Source organism: Ensifer sp. NPDC090286, from assembly GCF_044769565.1.
Classification (GTDB): Bacteria; Pseudomonadota; Alphaproteobacteria; order Rhizobiales; family Rhizobiaceae; genus Ensifer.
In genome coordinates, this window is the sequence record NZ_JBIVYF010000002.1 from 757,596 (window position 1) to 772,928 (window position 15,333).

General features: G+C 64.0%; 16 protein-coding genes. 12 read left to right on the plus strand and 4 right to left on the minus strand.

The genetic code is table 11. From position 1 onward, the window contains the following. Positions 1-9 precede the first annotated feature (9 nt). From ACIQUG_RS13640 to ACIQUG_RS13660, 5 genes are all read left to right on the plus strand, one after another. Entirely contained in the window at positions 10-894 is an 885-nt protein-coding gene (locus tag ACIQUG_RS13640; protein WP_402322288.1) for a Ku protein, read from the plus strand. After that, the gene (locus ACIQUG_RS13645; RefSeq protein WP_402322291.1) at positions 894-1,979 is read left to right on the plus strand and encodes a tetratricopeptide repeat protein; all 1,086 of its coding nucleotides are present in this window, start codon (positions 894-896) and stop codon (positions 1,977-1,979) included. The genes ACIQUG_RS13640 and ACIQUG_RS13645 overlap by 1 nt, the downstream gene beginning before the upstream one ends. A 1-nt stretch (position 1,980) precedes the next feature. Next, positions 1,981-2,622, plus strand: coding sequence for an alpha/beta family hydrolase (locus ACIQUG_RS13650; RefSeq protein ID WP_402322294.1), 642 nt, complete (start codon positions 1,981-1,983; stop codon positions 2,620-2,622). Between the two features lie 13 nt (positions 2,623-2,635). Next, the gene (gene xth / locus ACIQUG_RS13655) at positions 2,636-3,409 is read left to right on the plus strand and encodes an exodeoxyribonuclease III (RefSeq protein WP_402322297.1); all 774 of its coding nucleotides are present in this window, start codon (positions 2,636-2,638) and stop codon (positions 3,407-3,409) included. Between the two features lie 163 nt (positions 3,410-3,572). Further along, the gene (locus ACIQUG_RS13660; protein ID WP_043613318.1) at positions 3,573-3,779 is read left to right on the plus strand and encodes a molybdopterin-binding protein; all 207 of its coding nucleotides are present in this window, start codon (positions 3,573-3,575) and stop codon (positions 3,777-3,779) included. Between the two features lie 58 nt (positions 3,780-3,837). Here ACIQUG_RS13660 and tsaA read toward each other — a convergent pair whose 3' ends face one another. From tsaA to ACIQUG_RS13680, 4 genes are read right to left on the minus strand one after another with little or no spacing between them, the layout of a single operon-like run. After that, the gene (gene tsaA / locus ACIQUG_RS13665) at positions 3,838-4,359 is read right to left on the minus strand and encodes a tRNA (N6-threonylcarbamoyladenosine(37)-N6)-methyltransferase TrmO (protein ID WP_402322301.1); all 522 of its coding nucleotides are present in this window, start codon (positions 4,357-4,359) and stop codon (positions 3,838-3,840) included. Then, a complete protein-coding gene (locus ACIQUG_RS13670; RefSeq protein ID WP_402322304.1) occupies positions 4,334-5,158 on the minus strand; it encodes an ABC transporter ATP-binding protein in 825 nt (274 codons plus the stop codon). The genes tsaA and ACIQUG_RS13670 overlap by 26 nt, the downstream gene beginning before the upstream one ends. Next, positions 5,155-6,162, minus strand: coding sequence for a FecCD family ABC transporter permease (locus tag ACIQUG_RS13675; RefSeq protein ID WP_402322307.1), 1,008 nt, complete (start codon positions 6,160-6,162; stop codon positions 5,155-5,157). Before ACIQUG_RS13675 ends, ACIQUG_RS13670 begins: the two co-directional genes overlap by 4 nt. A 23-nt stretch (positions 6,163-6,185) precedes the next feature. Further along, positions 6,186-7,223 (minus strand): iron ABC transporter substrate-binding protein, encoded by a 1,038-nt coding sequence (locus tag ACIQUG_RS13680; protein ID WP_402322310.1) that lies wholly within the window; start codon positions 7,221-7,223, stop codon positions 6,186-6,188. Positions 7,224-7,449: 226 nt separating this feature from the next. On the opposite strand from ACIQUG_RS13680, the gene ACIQUG_RS13685 reads away from it, so the two are divergent. The 7 genes from ACIQUG_RS13685 (at position 7,450) to ACIQUG_RS13715 (ending at position 15,239) form a co-directional block, all read left to right on the plus strand. Continuing rightward, a complete protein-coding gene (locus ACIQUG_RS13685; RefSeq protein ID WP_402322313.1) occupies positions 7,450-9,219 on the plus strand; it encodes a cytochrome c biogenesis protein DipZ in 1,770 nt (589 codons plus the stop codon). 141 nt (positions 9,220-9,360) lie between these two features. Then, positions 9,361-9,555: a hypothetical protein gene (locus tag ACIQUG_RS13690; RefSeq protein WP_402322316.1), complete on the plus strand. Its 195-nt coding sequence runs from the start codon at positions 9,361-9,363 to the stop codon at positions 9,553-9,555. Positions 9,556-9,618: 63 nt separating this feature from the next. Beyond that, positions 9,619-10,944, plus strand: coding sequence for an acetamidase/formamidase family protein (locus tag ACIQUG_RS13695; protein WP_402322319.1), 1,326 nt, complete (start codon positions 9,619-9,621; stop codon positions 10,942-10,944). 336 nt (positions 10,945-11,280) lie between these two features. After that, positions 11,281-12,078 carry an SDR family NAD(P)-dependent oxidoreductase gene (locus ACIQUG_RS13700; RefSeq protein ID WP_402322322.1) on the plus strand — a complete coding sequence of 266 codons (798 nt, stop codon included), beginning with the start codon at positions 11,281-11,283 and terminating at the stop codon, positions 12,076-12,078. An 81-nt stretch (positions 12,079-12,159) separates the two neighbouring features. Beyond that, complete coding sequence (locus tag ACIQUG_RS13705; RefSeq protein WP_402322325.1) at positions 12,160-13,503, plus strand: epoxide hydrolase family protein; 1,344 nt, start codon at positions 12,160-12,162, stop codon at positions 13,501-13,503. A gap of 68 nt (positions 13,504-13,571) precedes the next feature. Beyond that, positions 13,572-14,210, plus strand: coding sequence for a VOC family protein (locus ACIQUG_RS13710; RefSeq protein WP_402322328.1), 639 nt, complete (start codon positions 13,572-13,574; stop codon positions 14,208-14,210). Between the two features lie 87 nt (positions 14,211-14,297). After that, the gene (locus ACIQUG_RS13715; protein ID WP_402322331.1) at positions 14,298-15,239 is read left to right on the plus strand and encodes a GlxA family transcriptional regulator; all 942 of its coding nucleotides are present in this window, start codon (positions 14,298-14,300) and stop codon (positions 15,237-15,239) included. Positions 15,240-15,333: the final 94 nt, after the last annotated feature.

The window sequence follows — 15,333 nt, forward strand, 5'->3', positions numbered from 1 at the left end:
GAGACATCAATGGCGCCCAGGGCAAGTTGGAAAGGTTACCTCAAACTCAGTCTCGTCAGTTGCCCCGTCCGGCTCTATCCGGCGACCAGTTCGAGCGAGCGCATCAGCTTCAATCAACTTCACAAGGACACCCATAACCGGATCAACATGAAGCCGGTCGATCCCGAACTCGGGCTCGTCGAGCGTTCGGATCTGGTCAAGGGCTACGAGTACGAAGACAAGAAGTACATCATCATCGAGGACAGCGATCTCGACAGCGTCAGGATCGAATCCAACCACACGATGAACATCGAGGCCTTCGTCGACGAAGGCTCCGTCGACGTGATCTATCAGGATGCGCCCTATTATCTCGCCCCAGACGGCGCAATGGCTGAGGAAACCTTCGTCGTGCTCCGCGAAGCGTTGAAAAAGAGCGGCAAGGTGGCGATCGCGCGCCTCGTGCTTTCGAGCCGCGAACGGGTGGTGACCATCGGTGCGCGCGAAACCGGGATGTTCGTGTGTACGCTGAGAAACCCGAGCGAAGTGCGCGGAACCGCTGAATATTTCGGCAATGTACCCGTTGGTCACCCGGACCCGGAAATGCTGCAACTCGCCGAAGCCTTGATCCAGCAGAAGATGACGGTCTTCGATCCGAAGAACTATGAGGACCGCTACGAGATCGCGCTGATGAAGATGATCCGCGAGAAGCTCAAAGGTCACAAGCCGATCATTGCGGCAGCCCCTGAGCGTGGCAACGTCATCAACCTCATGGATGCGCTGAAGGCGAGCCTGTCGCAGTCGAAGCCGCCTGCAAAGAGCAAGCCCAAGGCCGAGCCGGCGGCGAAGCAAACCTCCAAGGCGGCGGCGCCAGCCAAGCGCACGGCGGCAAAACCGGTCGCAAAGAAGAAAGCCTGATGGCTGTAGCAGGCCAGACATTCGGTATCGTCGGGGCGCTCTCGGCCTTCCCGCGCCGGCTGGTGGCGCGCGAGGTCGAGCGCCAGCACGGACACCTGCGTCGCGGCCTCACGCGCCAGACGACCTATCTGGTGTTCGGCCGTAGTCTGCTTGCCAAATCGAGCGAGGCGGAGATCGAAGCCCGCTTCGATGGCGAACGCGAAAGCGGGCGATGGCCTGTCAGCGAAAACGGCTTTCTTCGCCTTCTGGGGTTGATGTCCGTGCCGGTGGCATCCGCGCTCAGTCGCCAGTCGCTGATCGATCAGGCGAGGCTCTCGCCGCGGGTCTTCGACCTGCTCTCCCTGTTCGACGCTTTCGAGCATGACCGCGAGCCCTATTCGTTCCGCGACCTCATCCTTGCCCGGAAATATGCCGAGCTGATTGCCAGCGGGGCGAGTTGGAGCGCGATCGCCCGGTCCGTCCATCGCTCCGGACCGGTCGCGTCGCTGACGGCGCTTTCGCTGCACCATGGCGGCACCGATGCGATCTATGCGCGCAGCGCCGAGGGCTTGAGCGAGCTGAATGGGCAATTGCTCTTCGATCTCGATACACCGGACGATGGCGCCGTCGAAGATCTCTTCGATCTGGCCGAGGAGGCGGAAGCCAATGGCGACTACCTGGAGGCTGCGGCCTTCTATCAGCGCTATCTCGCCATGGACCGGACGGATTCGGTCGCGGCCTTCAACCGCGCCAATTGCCTGAAGGCGGCGGGGCGCGAGCTTGATGCCGCCCATGATTACGCCCGTGCCATCAAGCTCGATCCTTCCTTCGTCGAGGCCTGGTTCAACCTCGCGGGGCTGATGAACGAACGGGGCCGGATCGACGCCGCGCGCCGGCATCTCAGGAAGGCGATCGAGATCGACGGCGACTATGCCGACGCCGTCTTCAATCTGGCGAAACTCGAATTCGATGCCGGCGATCTCGCGGAGGCGAGGCGCTGGTGGAGCCGCTATCTCGAACTCGATAGCGATAGTGAATGGGCGCGAACGGCGGAGCGCGGCGTGCAATATGTCGACCTGCAGGACCGCCCGAGAACAGCAGGCTGATATGGGTGACAAATTTCTCTTCGACGGACCCGACGATGCCGCGGTCACCATCCTCCTTGCCCATGGCGCCGGCGCGCCAATGGATTCGGCGTCGATGACCGCGACCGCAGGGGCGCTTGCGACGGCCGGCTTTCGCGTCGCGCGCTTCGAATTCGGCTATATGGCGGCAAGGCGCACGGTGGAGGGGCGCAAACCGCCGCCCCGCGCCGACACGCTCAATCCGGAATACCTCGCCGCCATCGACGATCTGGACGTCAAGGGCCCACTTATCATCGGCGGCAAGTCGATGGGGGGACGCGTCGCGAGCATGGTCGCCGATCCCTTGCATGCGGCCGGCAGGATCACCGGGCTGCTCTGCCTCGGCTATCCCTTTCATCCTCCGGCCAAGCCCGAGCAGCTGCGCACCAAGCACCTGGCCGACCTCAAGACGCCGACGCTGATCTGCCAGGGAACGCGCGACGAATTCGGCACGCGTGAGGAAGTGCAGAACTACGTGCTTTCCGATGCAATCGAAGTCCTGTGGCTCGAGGACGGAGACCATGACCTCAAACCGCGCAAGAGCATTTCCGGCTTTTCGACCGCCGATCATTTGAGGACCTTGGCCGACGCGGTGGCAGCCTGGGCTGCCCGGCTGACACGCTGATCCGATCGCCGGGATGAAGATCGCCACCTTCAACATCAACGGGATCAACAGGCGGCTCGACAACCTGATTGCCTGGCTGGGCGAGGCGGAGCCGGACATCGTTTGCCTGCAGGAGTTGAAGGCGACCGATCGGCAGTTCCCGCGCTCGGCGATCGAGGCGGCCGGTTATGGCGCTGTGTGGCAGGGACAATCCGCATGGAACGGTGTGGCGATCCTCGCCCGCGGCAGCGAGCCGGTTCTGACCCGCGCCGGGCTCGACCATGACCCGTCGGATGCCGAGGCGCGTTATATCGAGGCTGCCGTCAGCGGACTTCTGGTCGCCTGTCTCTACGCCCCCAACGGCAACCCGCAGCCGGGCCCCAAGTTCGTCTACAAGCTTGGCTGGCACGAGCGTTTTGCCAAGCATGCGGCCGAGCTCTACGCGCTCGATCTGCCTGTCGTGCTTGCCGGCGACTACAACATCGTTCCGGAGCCGCGCGACATCTACGCGACAACCTCCTATAACGACAACGCGCTGGTCCAGCCGGAAAGCCGCGCCGCATTCCGCGACCTTCTCGACCAGGGGTGGCTCGACGCCTTGCGCAAGAGATACCCGAAGGACCAGCTTTTCACCTTCTGGGACTATCGCCGGAACCGTTGGCAGCGCGACGCGGGGCTGCGGCTCGATCATTTGCTGCTCAGCCGCAAGCTTTCCCGCAAGCTGACCGGTGCCGGCATCGACCGGGAAGTTCGTGGCATGGAGGGCGCGAGCGATCATGCGCCGGTGTGGATCACGCTCCGCGATTAGCATGACAATGCCGCGGCGATGCCGCAGGTGTATGCGCGGCGATGATACTGTTTCACCTCGTCCGCCACTATTCGCAGCCGTTATCTGGATTAAACTCCGTCCGGCCTGGCGGCTGAATGCGGCAACCGCGGCATTCAGCCTAGCCAACACGAAGGAGAACCGGATGAAAATCAGCGCACGCAACCGCCTCAAGGGCAAGATCGTCGAAGTCGTCAAGGGCGCGACCACTGCCCATGTCCGGATCGACGTCGGCGGCTCGATCGTGACGGCTGCGATCACCAACGAGTCGGTCGACGAACTCGGCCTGAAGGTTGGCGGCGAAGCCTACGCGGTCATCAAGGCCTCGGACGTCATGGTCGGCATCGACTGATAGGCTAGCGTCAAGGGCGCGCGAACCGACCGCCGCGCCCTGCCAAACCGCGGCCGGATTACGCCTTCTGGCAATGATGCACGTTGCCGTCGCCGGTCTCAAAGTCGCCGCGCTGTGGCGGCGCAATCGGCTTGAACAGCGTCCGGTCGGGTTTGAGATCGATGAGCGGCGTGCCGTCGAGGCAGTCGAGACCGCGAACGAGAAGGCTCGAGCCTTCCACAGCTTCGAGCTTGACGATCGAGGTACCGATCGGGTTCGGCCGAACCGGCGAGCGTAGCGAGAATGTTCCGTGCACTTCGCCGTTGCTGGCGGGGCTCTGCAGCACCAGGTCGCGCCGCGAGCGGTCGAGCCAGTAAAGGATTTCCAGTCGCTCGAACGCTTCCACGCCTTTCAGAGCGAGAACCCAGGGTTCGAAGATTTCGATGCGGCAGACCGGGCCGTCATGCCGCCCCTGGCGTGGGGTTTCCATGCGCGACGTCCAGGGCGTGGAAATGCGGCCGATAAAGACGAGACCGGCGTCGGTTGGCGCGGGCGGCACCACGGCCACTTCGTTCTCACGGATTTCGTTCTGGCGAACCATGGTCTGTTCCTTTCCTTGCAGAGGGGGCGGTGAGGCGCGGCGCACAGAGGCGGGCCTCGCTGCCGTCGATCGAGCCGATCACCACATCGATGTCGTAGAGTTGTTTGAGGGCGGTGGGCGTCAACACGTCCTTGGGTAAGCCGAGCGCGACAAGTTTTGCGGCATGGAGAAGGGCGACGCGGTCCGCAACGAGGAAGGCGTGATCCGGATTGTGCGTCGAAAGCACGACCGAGAGCCCCTGTTCCGCCAGCGCCCGGACATGCGAAAGCACCCGCATCTGGTTGCCGTAGTCGAGATTGGCGGTCGGCTCGTCCATGACGAGGATGGTGGGTTCCTGCGTCAGCGCGCGAGCGATCAACGCCATCTGGCGCTCGCCACCGCTAATCTCGGTATAGGGACGCAGGGCAAGGTGGGACATGCCGAGGCCGGCAAGCGCGTCCAGAGCAATCCGGCGATCGCGGGCGCCAGGCGAGGAGAACGGCGCGAGGTGAGGGGCTCGCCCCATCAAGACAACCTCCAGCACCGTAAACGGGAAGAGTGCGGCATGCGCTTGCGGCACATTGGCGATCTTCTTGGCGCGCTCACGCCGTGGCCAGGCGGAAAGCGGTCGCCCGTCCAGGAGAATGTCTCCAGCCCTGACTGGCAGGAGACCGAGGACGGTCTTGAACAGCGTCGTCTTGCCGGCGCCGTTGGGGCCGAGCAGGGCCAGAACCTCGCCGGATGCAAGCGACAGGGAGACATTCTCACCCACCGAGCGTTGGCCATAGCCGAAGGCAAGATTCCTGATCTCCAGTGTCATTGCCAGGCCCTCCGGCCGGAGGCGAGCAGCCAGAGGAAGAAGGGCGCGCCAACGGCCGCCGTCAGAATGCCGAGCGGCACTTCGACGAGCGCTATGCTGCGCGCCAGCATATCGACGACAAGCAGATAGGCAGCCCCGGCGGTCATGGACGCCGGCAGCAGGCGGCGGAAGTCCGGACCGACCAGCATGCGCGCGATGTGCGGGATGACGAGGCCGATCCAGCCGATGACGCCGCTGACCGAGACGGCCGCCGCCGTGATGAGCGTGGCTGCCGCGATCAGCAATGCGCGGGTCATACGCGTATCGATGCCCAAGGTCTGAGCTTCCTCGTCGCCGAGCGTCATCAGGTTCATGCGCCAGCGAAAAAGCACCAGCGGCACCAGCCCGATCAAAAGCGCCGGCAGGATCGAGATGACGTCGAGACGGGTGATCGCCGTCAGGCTGCCGAGCAACCAATAGGTGATCGCCGGCAGCTGGTCATAGGGATCGGCAAGGATCTTGATGAGCGATATGCAAGCACCCACAAGGGCGCCGATGGCAATCCCCGCCAGGACCAATGTCAGGGCCGGATCGCGTCCGCGGATCGCCAAGCCGACAGCATAGACCGCAGCCACCGCAAGCAGCCCGCCGGCAAAGCTGATCGCCTGGATTGCGAGGACCGGCAGCGACAGAAAGATGCCGATGACGGCGCCGAGACTGGCGCCGCCGGAAACGCCGAGAATATCCGGCGAAACGAGCGGATTGCGGAAAAGCCCCTGATAGGTGGCGCCGGCTGCGGCAAGTGCCGCGCCGATCAGCATCGCGCCTGCAACGCGCGGCAGCCGCACATTCCAGAGCACGGTCGAAAGAACGGGATCGCTCGGCTGTCCCGACAGGGCAGCGCGCAGCGCCCCGGCGATCTCCGCAGGGCCGGCATATTTGCCGACCGACATCGACACCAGGGCCAGCAGAAGGAGAGGGCCGACGAGGAGCCAGAGATTGCCCTTGCGCCCGTCGGCCGTCATTTCCGATGTTTCCTGTATCCGGTTCATTTCGAAGCCGGCACCGCCCCCTTCAGGAGCGTGGCCACTTGTTCTTCCGTCAGATCGACCTGGTAGAACAGCTTGTAGAAGTCGCGGGTCTCAGCCTTCAGATCGCCCTTGAAGCTGTCCGGATAGAACAGCTTCTGCAGCCAGACGACGCCGATCAGTCGGTTTATCGCAGGCGGCGAGTCGAACCACCCGTAGGGCAGCGACGGCGCAGTGAACACCCGGCCTGTGGTGATTGCCTTCACGTCCGCCCAGAGCGGGTCCTTCTTGGCCGAGGCCGCAAACTTGCCGCTTGCGGCGATGATGACGTCCGGGTTCCAGGAGAGGATCTGTTCGAGCGACACCTGGGTCAGGCTGCCCTTGCCGGCCGCCGCCGCAACATTCTCTGCGCCGACGGCTTCGAGGATCTCGACATTGATCGAGCCGGAAAGTCCTGTTTCCAGCCCTTCGGGGCCGCGGCCGTAATAGACGCGCGGTCGTTGATCGGCCGGTATCTTGGCAAGGTTGTCGTTCAGTTCCTTGACCCGCTTGTCGGCATAGGTCGCGAGCGTTTCGGCGCGTTCGGTCACGCCAAGCAGCGCGCCGACGTCGCGCAGCGTCTTGCCGCTGTCGGCGAAGCGGCCGTCGATCAGCACGTAGGGAATGCCGGTCTGCGCCTGCACCTTGTCGGCCAGCGAGCGGTAGGTTTCGTTGACGGTGCCGACGTCGAGAATGATGTCCGGCTTGGCGGCAAGCACCGCCTCGACATTGGCGCTGCCGCCCTTGCCCGTGAGCTGGCCGTAGGTCGGCAGGTCTCGGACCGACGGCATCAGATATGCCTTTTGCTCCTCCGTCGGCTCCCGTACCCAGCCGGCGAGCTTGTCCGGCGCCAGCACGTAGGTGAGTACCGAGGCCGGCGGGCCGGCAGCAAGCACGCGGGTGATGGTATCGGGAACCTCAACCGTCCGCCCTGCGGCATCGGTGATCGTACGCGCCTCGGCTGCGCCTGAGGCAAGGCCGAGCATGGCGGAAAAGATTATCGCAAGAGATTTCAACATGGAGGCCACGATAGCGAGAGGGATCGGTCGGGCCGCACTATGGCATGCCGTTATATCTCATGGAATATATTGATTGCGCGATTTGCGATGGTCGGGGGACGACCCTGATGCACTGAGATACAAATCCGCTCCTGTCGGAAACATCCGCGATACGTCGCGATGGTCCTCTGCCGCATGTGACAAGCGATCTGTGCCTCGGGCATCGATCCCATGCGGAGAGACGGTGATGATCCTCTTTGTTGTAGCCTATCTTGCCGGCGTGCTGACGATCGTCAGCCCCTGCATCCTGCCGGTGCTGCCATTCGTGTTTGCCCGCGCCGGCCAGCCCTTTTCCACCAGCATTCTCCCGATGCTGCTCGCCAAGATCGTGACCTTTGCGGGTATCGCCTCGCTTGCAGCCCTCGGCGGCAACTGGGCGGTGCAGGCGAACGCCTACGGCCGCTACGCAGCGATCGCGATGCTCGCCGTCTTCGGTGTGACGCTTATCTCGACGCGGGCCGCCGCCTTTGTAACCGGTCCGTTCGTGGAACTCGGCAACCGGCTGTCGCGGAAGGCTGCGACCGGGGAGAAGGGTAGCATCGGCGGCTCGATCCTCCTTGGCGTTGCGACCGGATTGCTCTGGGCGCCGTGTGCCGGGCCGGTGCTTGGCCTGGTGCTGACAGGGGCGGCGCTGAACGGCGCGAATGCGCAGACGACGCTGCTGCTTGTCGCCTATGCGGCCGGTGCTGCGACCTCGCTGGCGCTCGCCGTTCTGGCCGGCGCCCGAGTATTCGCGGCGATGAAGCGCTTTCTCGGCGTCGGCGACCGCATCCGCCAGGGCCTCGGCGTCGCAGTGCTTGCCGGCGTTGGCGCGATTGCGCTGGGGCTTGACACCGGTCTTTTGGCGCAGCTTTCCTATGCGAGCACGTCGGGCGTCGAACAGTCGATCCTTGATCGCCTGCGCAGTGGTGCTTCGCCTGTGGACGTCGCAAGCACGCGTATGACCCTTGCCGCAAAGGATACGCGCCAGGCGGCCTACCGCAGCGACCTTCCGGTCGAAGGACAATTTCCGTCGCTCGACGGTGCGGTTCAGTGGCTGAATTCCAAGCCGCTGACGCCGGCCGAACTCCGCGGCAAGGTCGTGCTCGTCGATTTCTGGACCTATTCCTGCATCAACTGCATCCGCACCATCCCCTATGTCCGGGCCTGGGCTGAGAAGTATCGGGATCAGGGCCTCGTCGTCATCGGCGTGCACGCTCCGGAATTCGCTTTCGAAAAGCAGATCGGCAACGTTGAGAAGGCGGTGCGCGATTTCAAGATCACCTATCCGGTGGCGATCGACAACGATTTCGCCATCTGGCGCGCCTTCTCCAACAGCTACTGGCCGGCCCACTACTTCATCGATGCCGAAGGGCAGGTCCGCTACACCCATTTCGGCGAAGGCGACTACGAGGGCTCCGAGCGGGTGATCCAGGACCTGCTGGCCGAAGCCGCCGGCAAGAAAAAGGCCGAAGGCGATCTGGTGAAGCCCGATGCGAAGGGCGCCGAGGCCTCGCCGGACCCGGCACGCCTCGACTCAGGCGAGACCTATGTCGGCTATGCGCGCGCCGCACACTTCGTCTCGCCCGAGGGCGTCTCGGCCAATGCAGCGGCACGGTACACGGCCGGCAAGCCGGGGCTCAATGAATGGGGGCTGACCGGCAATTGGACGGTCGGCGCCGAAGAGGCGCGGCTCAACGACGCTGGCGGCGGCATCACCTACCGGTTCCGCGCGCGGGACCTGCATCTGGTCCTCGGCCCCGGCGCTGGCCGCAAGCCGGTCCCGTTCCAGGTGACTGTGGACGGGGCGCCCCCGGCGGCGGACCATGGCGCGGATATCGATGCGGCCGGCAAAGGTACCATCACGGAGACCCGCCTTTACCAACTCGTGCGCCAATCGGGCGAAGCCCGGGAGCGGACCTTCGAGATCCGCTTCCTCGCGCCCGGCGCAGAAGCCTTCGTCTTCACCTTTGGATGAGAGCGTGCCGTGGGCGACAGAGGCGAACTGCCAGCGCGCAACTGGTTACGCCCGCGATACGTCCAAGAAAATCTCTGGCCGCGAGCGCGAGTCCTTGGTGACGAAACGCCGTTGCCGACATCAATAGCGGAAGGAGCCACCATGCGTATCTTCGCAACAATTTTCGCCATCGCCGTGCTTGCTGCCGCCCCATGCGCCTGGGATAGCGACCCGAGAGAGCCCTCGCTTCTTGCCGCGCTCGTTTCCGGTCCTGGATCCGCAACGGGGGCCGAGCAGGCGGCAGGATTGCCGCAACAGGCGCCGCACGAGGAGCTTGCCGATCCGTTCTTCAACTGATGATAGTATCGCCGTGACGAGCGGCCTGAACCTTTGATGCCAATCAACCTGGAGGAAAGTGACATGCTGGAGAAAACGAGAGAGCGCCAGACCACCGGGGCTCGGACGGTATTCGTCAACGAATTGACCAACGGGATCCTGGATCCGGCCGAGCCGATGCTGGGGCCGGTTGCGGATGGCGGCGTCATTATCGCGAACACAGCGCCGGGATGTTGGGGGCCGATGATCACGCCGGAGATCCGCGGCGGACATGAGGTGACGCGCCCTGTTGCGGTCGCAGGTGCCGAGATCGGCGATGCGATTGCCATTCGGATCCGTTCGCTGATCGTCACGTCCGCGGCGACTGCCTCGGGCAACGACGAGGTGGTGGCCGGTCGCTTCAACGGTGACCCCTTCTGCGCGGCGGTTTGCCCGGGCTGCGGCACGGAATGGCCGCGCACGCGCGTGGAGGGCATCGGCCAGACGGCGATCCGCTGCGAAAACTGCGGCGCGGATGCGACGCCCTTCATCTTCACCAACGGCTACACAATCGCTTTCGACGATGAGCGCCAGGTGGGGCTGACCGTCGGCAAGGCGACCGCCGAGACCTTCGCCTCGGATGCGGAACGGCTGATGGCCCTGCCGGACGGTTCGATCCAACATCCGATCCTGACCTTCGCGCCGGCGGACCTCGTCGGTGTCGCCACAAGGCTCCGGCCATTCCTCGGCCAACTGGGCACGACGCCTTCGAAGGCGATGCCGGACTCGCACAATGCCGGCGACTTCGGCCAGTTTCTGACCGACGCACCGCATGCCTATTCCCTGACCGCGGACGAGCTCGTCCGGCATAAGACCGACGGCCACATGGACGTGAACACCGTTCGGGAGGGCGCGATCCTGATCTGCCCGGTCAAGGTCCCGGGGGGCGGTATCTATATGGGGGACATGCATGCCCTTCAGGGCGATGGCGAAATTGCCGGCCATACCTGCGACGTCGCCGGCACGGTGACGCTGGAGGTCCATGTCATCAAGGGGCTCAAGATCGACGGGCCGATCCTCCTGCCGGTGCTGGATGATGTACCGTTCCTTGCGCGTCCGCTTAACGAGGCGGAACGCACGCGGGTGACGGCACTTGCTCGCAAGCACGGTGTTCGCGAGGTGGAGGCCGACGCTCCAGTCACCTTCATCGGCACGGGTGCGAACCTCAATGATGCGACCACGAACGGGCTGGAACGGGCGGCAGACCTGCTCGGCCTCAGCGTTCCCGAAGTGATGAACCGGGCGACGATCGCAGGTGCAATCGAGATCGGCCGCCATCCGGGTGTCGCGCGGGTAACGTTGCGTGCCCCCCTCAGCCTGCTCGACGCAAAGGGCATCGGCGCGTTTGCGCGCAGCCTCTACAATCTCTGAGCCTCTTATATTTTCAGGGAGTTGCTTGCAGACGAATGCGGGGTCGACGTCATGTCGGCCCCGTTTTCGTTTTCTGACGCTGCGGCGCTGCGGCAGAAACCCCAAGGGCATTTCGTATCGGTTTGCCGCCGTCCGCGGCCGTTCAAACATTGCGATACACAGACGCCGCTTCCGAACACATCGCGGATACACCGCATAAGCATGCTCGCGGCGAAGTTGGTTCGCGTCCGTCCAGACGGCAAGCCGTTTATGGCATAAAAAGACGGAATTACGACATTTAAGACGCGGTCTTTCGGCCGTACCATCGAGGCTCCAACCCAAGGATAGGAGCTTGAAATGAGCAATTCAAAAGGCACTGCACTGATCACCGGTGCTTCGTCCGGTATCGGCGCGATTTATGCCGACCGCCTGGCGCATCGCGGATACGACCTCATTCTCGTCGCGCGCAATCGCGGGCGCCTTGACGAGCTCGCCCGCCGGCTGGCGGACGAAACCGGCCGCGCCATCGAAGTCGTGGCCGCGGACCTCGGCAACAAGGATGATGTCAGGCGGGTCGAGAAGATCCTTCAGGACGATGCGAGCATCACGGTGCTGATCAACAATGCCGGGGTCGGCGCGACCGCGCCGCTGCTTGCCTCCGATGTCGACAAGATGGACGAGATGATTACGCTCAACGTCAGCGCGCTGACGCGGCTGACCTATGCGGCGGCGCCCGGATTTGCCGCGCGCGGTGCCGGCACGATCATCAACATCGCCTCGATCGTTGGCGTGGCGCCGGAAGTTCTGAACGGCGTCTATGGCGGCACCAAAGCCTTCGTGCTCGCCTTCACCCTGTCGCTTCAAAAGGAACTTGCCGACAGGAATATCCGCGTCCAGGCCGTGTTGCCGGGGGCTACCGCCACCGATTTCTGGGGCATCGCCGGCACGCCCATCGAGCACGTGCCGAGCGAGATCGTCATGCGCGCCGAAGACATGGTGGACGCGGCACTTGCCGGCCTCGACCAGGGCGAAGTGATCACGATCCCGGCGCTGCCGGACGCCGCTGACTGGGCAGCCTATGAGGCGGCCCGCCAGAAGCTGATGCCGAACCTTTCCAGGAAAATGCCGGCCGCTCGCTACCGTATCGGAAGCTAGCGCCGGTTCACCTTCCGGGACCTCCCAACCCGGACTTTCGAGGCGCTTCCTCGCCTCGCCAATCGAACCAGGAGAATGATGATGTTCAGACGTTCTATGCCCATTGTCCAAAACCGCCGACTGGCCGCATTGGTGCTGTCGGGTGCGATCGCGATCCTGCTTCCTCCGCTCGCCGCTCAGGCGGCGGGCGTGTCCGCCGGCGGCGGCGTCCAAATCGCCTCGGCTGCCAAACCGGTCGCGGACGAATCCATCCGGCCATTCCAGTTCCATGCCACTGATGCCGCGCTTGCCGACCTCAAGCAGCGCATCGCGGCGACCAAGTGGCCGGATCGGGAGCTTGTGACCGATGGCACCCAGGGCGTTCAGCTCGCCACCATGCAGAAACTCGCGGACTACTGGGCGACCACATACGATTGGCGCCGGGTGGAGAAGACACTCAACGACCTGCCGCAATTCGTGACCAACATCGACGGCGTCGACATCCACTTCATTCACGTGCGCTCCAAGCATAAGAATGCGATGCCGCTCATCGTCACCCACGGCTGGCCGGGCTCGATCATCGAGCAGTTGAAGATCATCGACCCCCTGACCAATCCGACCGCCCACGGTGGCACGGAAGCCGATGCTTTCGACGTCGTCATCCCCTCGCTCCCTGGCTACGGCTTCTCCGGTAAGCCGACGGAGCGCGGGTGGGATCCGGTCCGGATCGCGCGCGCCTGGGCGGTGCTGATGCAGCGCCTCGGATATACCCATTACGTCGCGCAGGGTGGCGACTGGGGCGATGCGGTGACAGAGCAGATGGCGCTGCAGCAGCCGGCGGGCTTGCTCGGGATCCACACCAACATGCCGGCGACCGTGCCTGACGAGATCCAGAAGAGCCTGGATGCCGGCCAGCCGGCACCAGCGAGCCTTTCGGCAGACGAGCGCCGCGCCTATGAGCAGCTCGACTTCTTCTACCGCAACGGGCTTTCCTATGCGCAGGAGATGAGCAAGCGGCCGCAAACACTTTATGCGATTGAGGATTCGCCGATCGGGCTTGCGAGCTGGATGCTCGACCATGACGCCCGCAGCTACGAGCTGATCGCCCGCGTCTTCGATGGCAAGCCGGAAGGGCTGACGCGCGATGACGTGCTCGACAATGTCACGCTCTACTGGCTGACCAATACGGCCGTGTCGTCGGCGCGGCTCTACTGGGAAAACAAGCTTGCCTTCTTCCAGCCGAAGGGCATCCAGATTCCGGTGGCCGTCAGCGCCTTCCCGGACGAACTCTATCAGGCACCAAAATCCTGGGCAGAGAAGGCATTCCCCAAGCTCATCCATTATAATCGCCTGGCCAAGGGCGGACACTTTGCAGCCTGGGAACAACCGGCAGCCCTGGTCGATGAATTGAGGGCTTCGTTCAAGTCACTGCGTCAACCGAGTTGACAGTAGGAGGGCGCGTGAACGCGCGCCCTTCCATCACAACCCCTGTTTTCTTTAGTTGGAGACGTGTCATGACAAGTGCAGACAATCAGAGCAGGGTGCCTTCGCTCGACCTGAAGTTCGAGGTCGCGGTCATCCCGGTATCGGACGTCGATCGCGCCAAGAATTTCTACGGTCGCCTCGGTTGGCGACTGGATGCGGACTTTCCCGTTGGCGATGCGTTTCGCGTCGTGCAGTTCACGCCCCCGGGTTCGCCGGCATCGATCCACTTCGGCACCGGGCTGACTTCGGCCATGCCCGGTTCGGCGAGCGGCCTCTATCTCATCGTTTCGGATATCGAAGCCGCGCGTGCAGAACTCGTCGAACGCGGCGCCGAGGTCAGTGAGATCTTCCATCGCGAAGGCCCCGGCAAGCCGCCGATCAGCGGGCGCGATCCCGCGCGCCGCAGCTACCGCTCCTATGCCACCTTCAGCGACCCCGACGGCAATGGCTGGCTGTTGCAGGAAGTGACCGAACGTCTGCCTGGGCGCGTGGATACCGACGTGACGGACTTTGCTTCCGTCGGTGATCTTGCGGCGGCCCTGCGTCGCGCGGCTGCCGCCCATGGCGAACACGAGAAGCGAAATGGCGGTGAGCACGACCACACCTGGCCGGATTGGTATGCGGCCTACATGGTGGCCGAACATGCGGGCAAGCCGCTTCCCGAATGAGCCCCGGCCATGACCGTCGCGTTCCCTCTATGGCGCAAATCTGCTATAAGCGGGCATTCCGGACAGGATCGGCAGAGGTGGTGTAAGATGCACAGGATCGGCTACGTGGTCTTTCCGGGATTTCAGCTGATGGGTTTCGCGGCGGTCACCGCCTTCGAGATCGCCAACCTGACGCTTGGCGAACCAGCCTATGCGATCGAGTTGCTGTCGGAGGCGGGCGGCGAGGTCAAGGCATCCGCCGGCTTCGGCGTACTGACGAAAGCCTTCAACGATGCGGTCTATGACACCGTCATGTTCGGCGCGGGCACCGTGATCGAGCCGGTAACGCCGGGGCTTGCCGCCTTCGCGCGCCATGCCCTGGAGGTCTCGCGACGGGTGGCCGCCCCTTGCACAGGCGCCTTCATCCTCGCCGAGTCCGGACTGCTCGACGGCCGCCGCGCCACCACCCATTGGGTGTTTGCCCGCCAGCTGCGCGAGCGCTTTCCCGAGGTCAAGGTAGAGGAGGACCGCATCTTCATCGTCGATGGCAGCGTGTGGACCTCGGCCGGCATGACGGCCAGCATCGATCTGGCGCTGGCGATGATCGAAAAGGACCATGGCGAGGATGTCGCCCGTCAGGTGGCGCGCAAGCTCGTCGTCTATCACCGGCGCGCCGGCGGCCAGTCGCAGTTTTCCGCGCTGCTGGAACTCGATCCGAAGTCGGACCGCATTCAGAAATCGGTCAATTACGCCAAGGCCAACCTGCGAAACGTCCTATCGGTCGACGAACTCGCGGACGCCGCGGGCTTGAGTGCGCGCCAGTTCAGCCGGGCCTTCCGCTCCGAGACCGGCCAGTCGCCGGCAAAAGCCGTCGAGCATCTGCGGGTGGAAGCCGCGCGCCTGTTGATGGAACAGGGCCGCCACTCCATGGACGTGATTGCCGAGCAGACCGGTTTTGCTGATAGCGACCGCATGCGCCGGGCCTTCCTGCGAACGCTCGGGCAACCGCCCCAGACGATCCGCCGCAATGCACGCGAGGGCGTTGCCTGACGGCAGTGACCTACCTCGAAAAGCGATTGTATCGCCGTGTATCCGGTCCCCTGCCATTTCTACACGTGCTTTCAATAGGGCGCCGCCAGGCACA

Coding starts and splice junctions, on each gene's coding strand:
- ACIQUG_RS13675 (WP_402322307.1), bottom strand. CDS start 6,162: ATGACGGCCGACGGGCGCAAGGGCAATCTCTGGCTCCTCGTCGGCCCT.
- ACIQUG_RS13710 (WP_402322328.1), top strand. CDS start 13,572: ATGACAAGTGCAGACAATCAGAGCAGGGTGCCTTCGCTCGACCTGAAG.
- ACIQUG_RS13690 (WP_402322316.1), top strand. CDS start 9,361: ATGCGTATCTTCGCAACAATTTTCGCCATCGCCGTGCTTGCTGCCGCC.
- ACIQUG_RS13685 (WP_402322313.1), top strand. CDS start 7,450: ATGATCCTCTTTGTTGTAGCCTATCTTGCCGGCGTGCTGACGATCGTC.
- ACIQUG_RS13640 (WP_402322288.1), top strand. CDS start 10: ATGGCGCCCAGGGCAAGTTGGAAAGGTTACCTCAAACTCAGTCTCGTC.
- ACIQUG_RS13650 (WP_402322294.1), top strand. CDS start 1,981: ATGGGTGACAAATTTCTCTTCGACGGACCCGACGATGCCGCGGTCACC.
- ACIQUG_RS13700 (WP_402322322.1), top strand. CDS start 11,281: ATGAGCAATTCAAAAGGCACTGCACTGATCACCGGTGCTTCGTCCGGT.
- ACIQUG_RS13715 (WP_402322331.1), top strand. CDS start 14,298: ATGCACAGGATCGGCTACGTGGTCTTTCCGGGATTTCAGCTGATGGGT.
- ACIQUG_RS13645 (WP_402322291.1), top strand. CDS start 894: ATGGCTGTAGCAGGCCAGACATTCGGTATCGTCGGGGCGCTCTCGGCC.
- xth (WP_402322297.1), top strand. CDS start 2,636: ATGAAGATCGCCACCTTCAACATCAACGGGATCAACAGGCGGCTCGAC.
- tsaA (WP_402322301.1), bottom strand. CDS start 4,359: ATGGTTCGCCAGAACGAAATCCGTGAGAACGAAGTGGCCGTGGTGCCG.
- ACIQUG_RS13705 (WP_402322325.1), top strand. CDS start 12,160: ATGTTCAGACGTTCTATGCCCATTGTCCAAAACCGCCGACTGGCCGCA.
- ACIQUG_RS13660 (WP_043613318.1), top strand. CDS start 3,573: ATGAAAATCAGCGCACGCAACCGCCTCAAGGGCAAGATCGTCGAAGTC.
- ACIQUG_RS13670 (WP_402322304.1), bottom strand. CDS start 5,158: ATGACACTGGAGATCAGGAATCTTGCCTTCGGCTATGGCCAACGCTCG.
- ACIQUG_RS13695 (WP_402322319.1), top strand. CDS start 9,619: ATGCTGGAGAAAACGAGAGAGCGCCAGACCACCGGGGCTCGGACGGTA.
- ACIQUG_RS13680 (WP_402322310.1), bottom strand. CDS start 7,223: ATGTTGAAATCTCTTGCGATAATCTTTTCCGCCATGCTCGGCCTTGCC.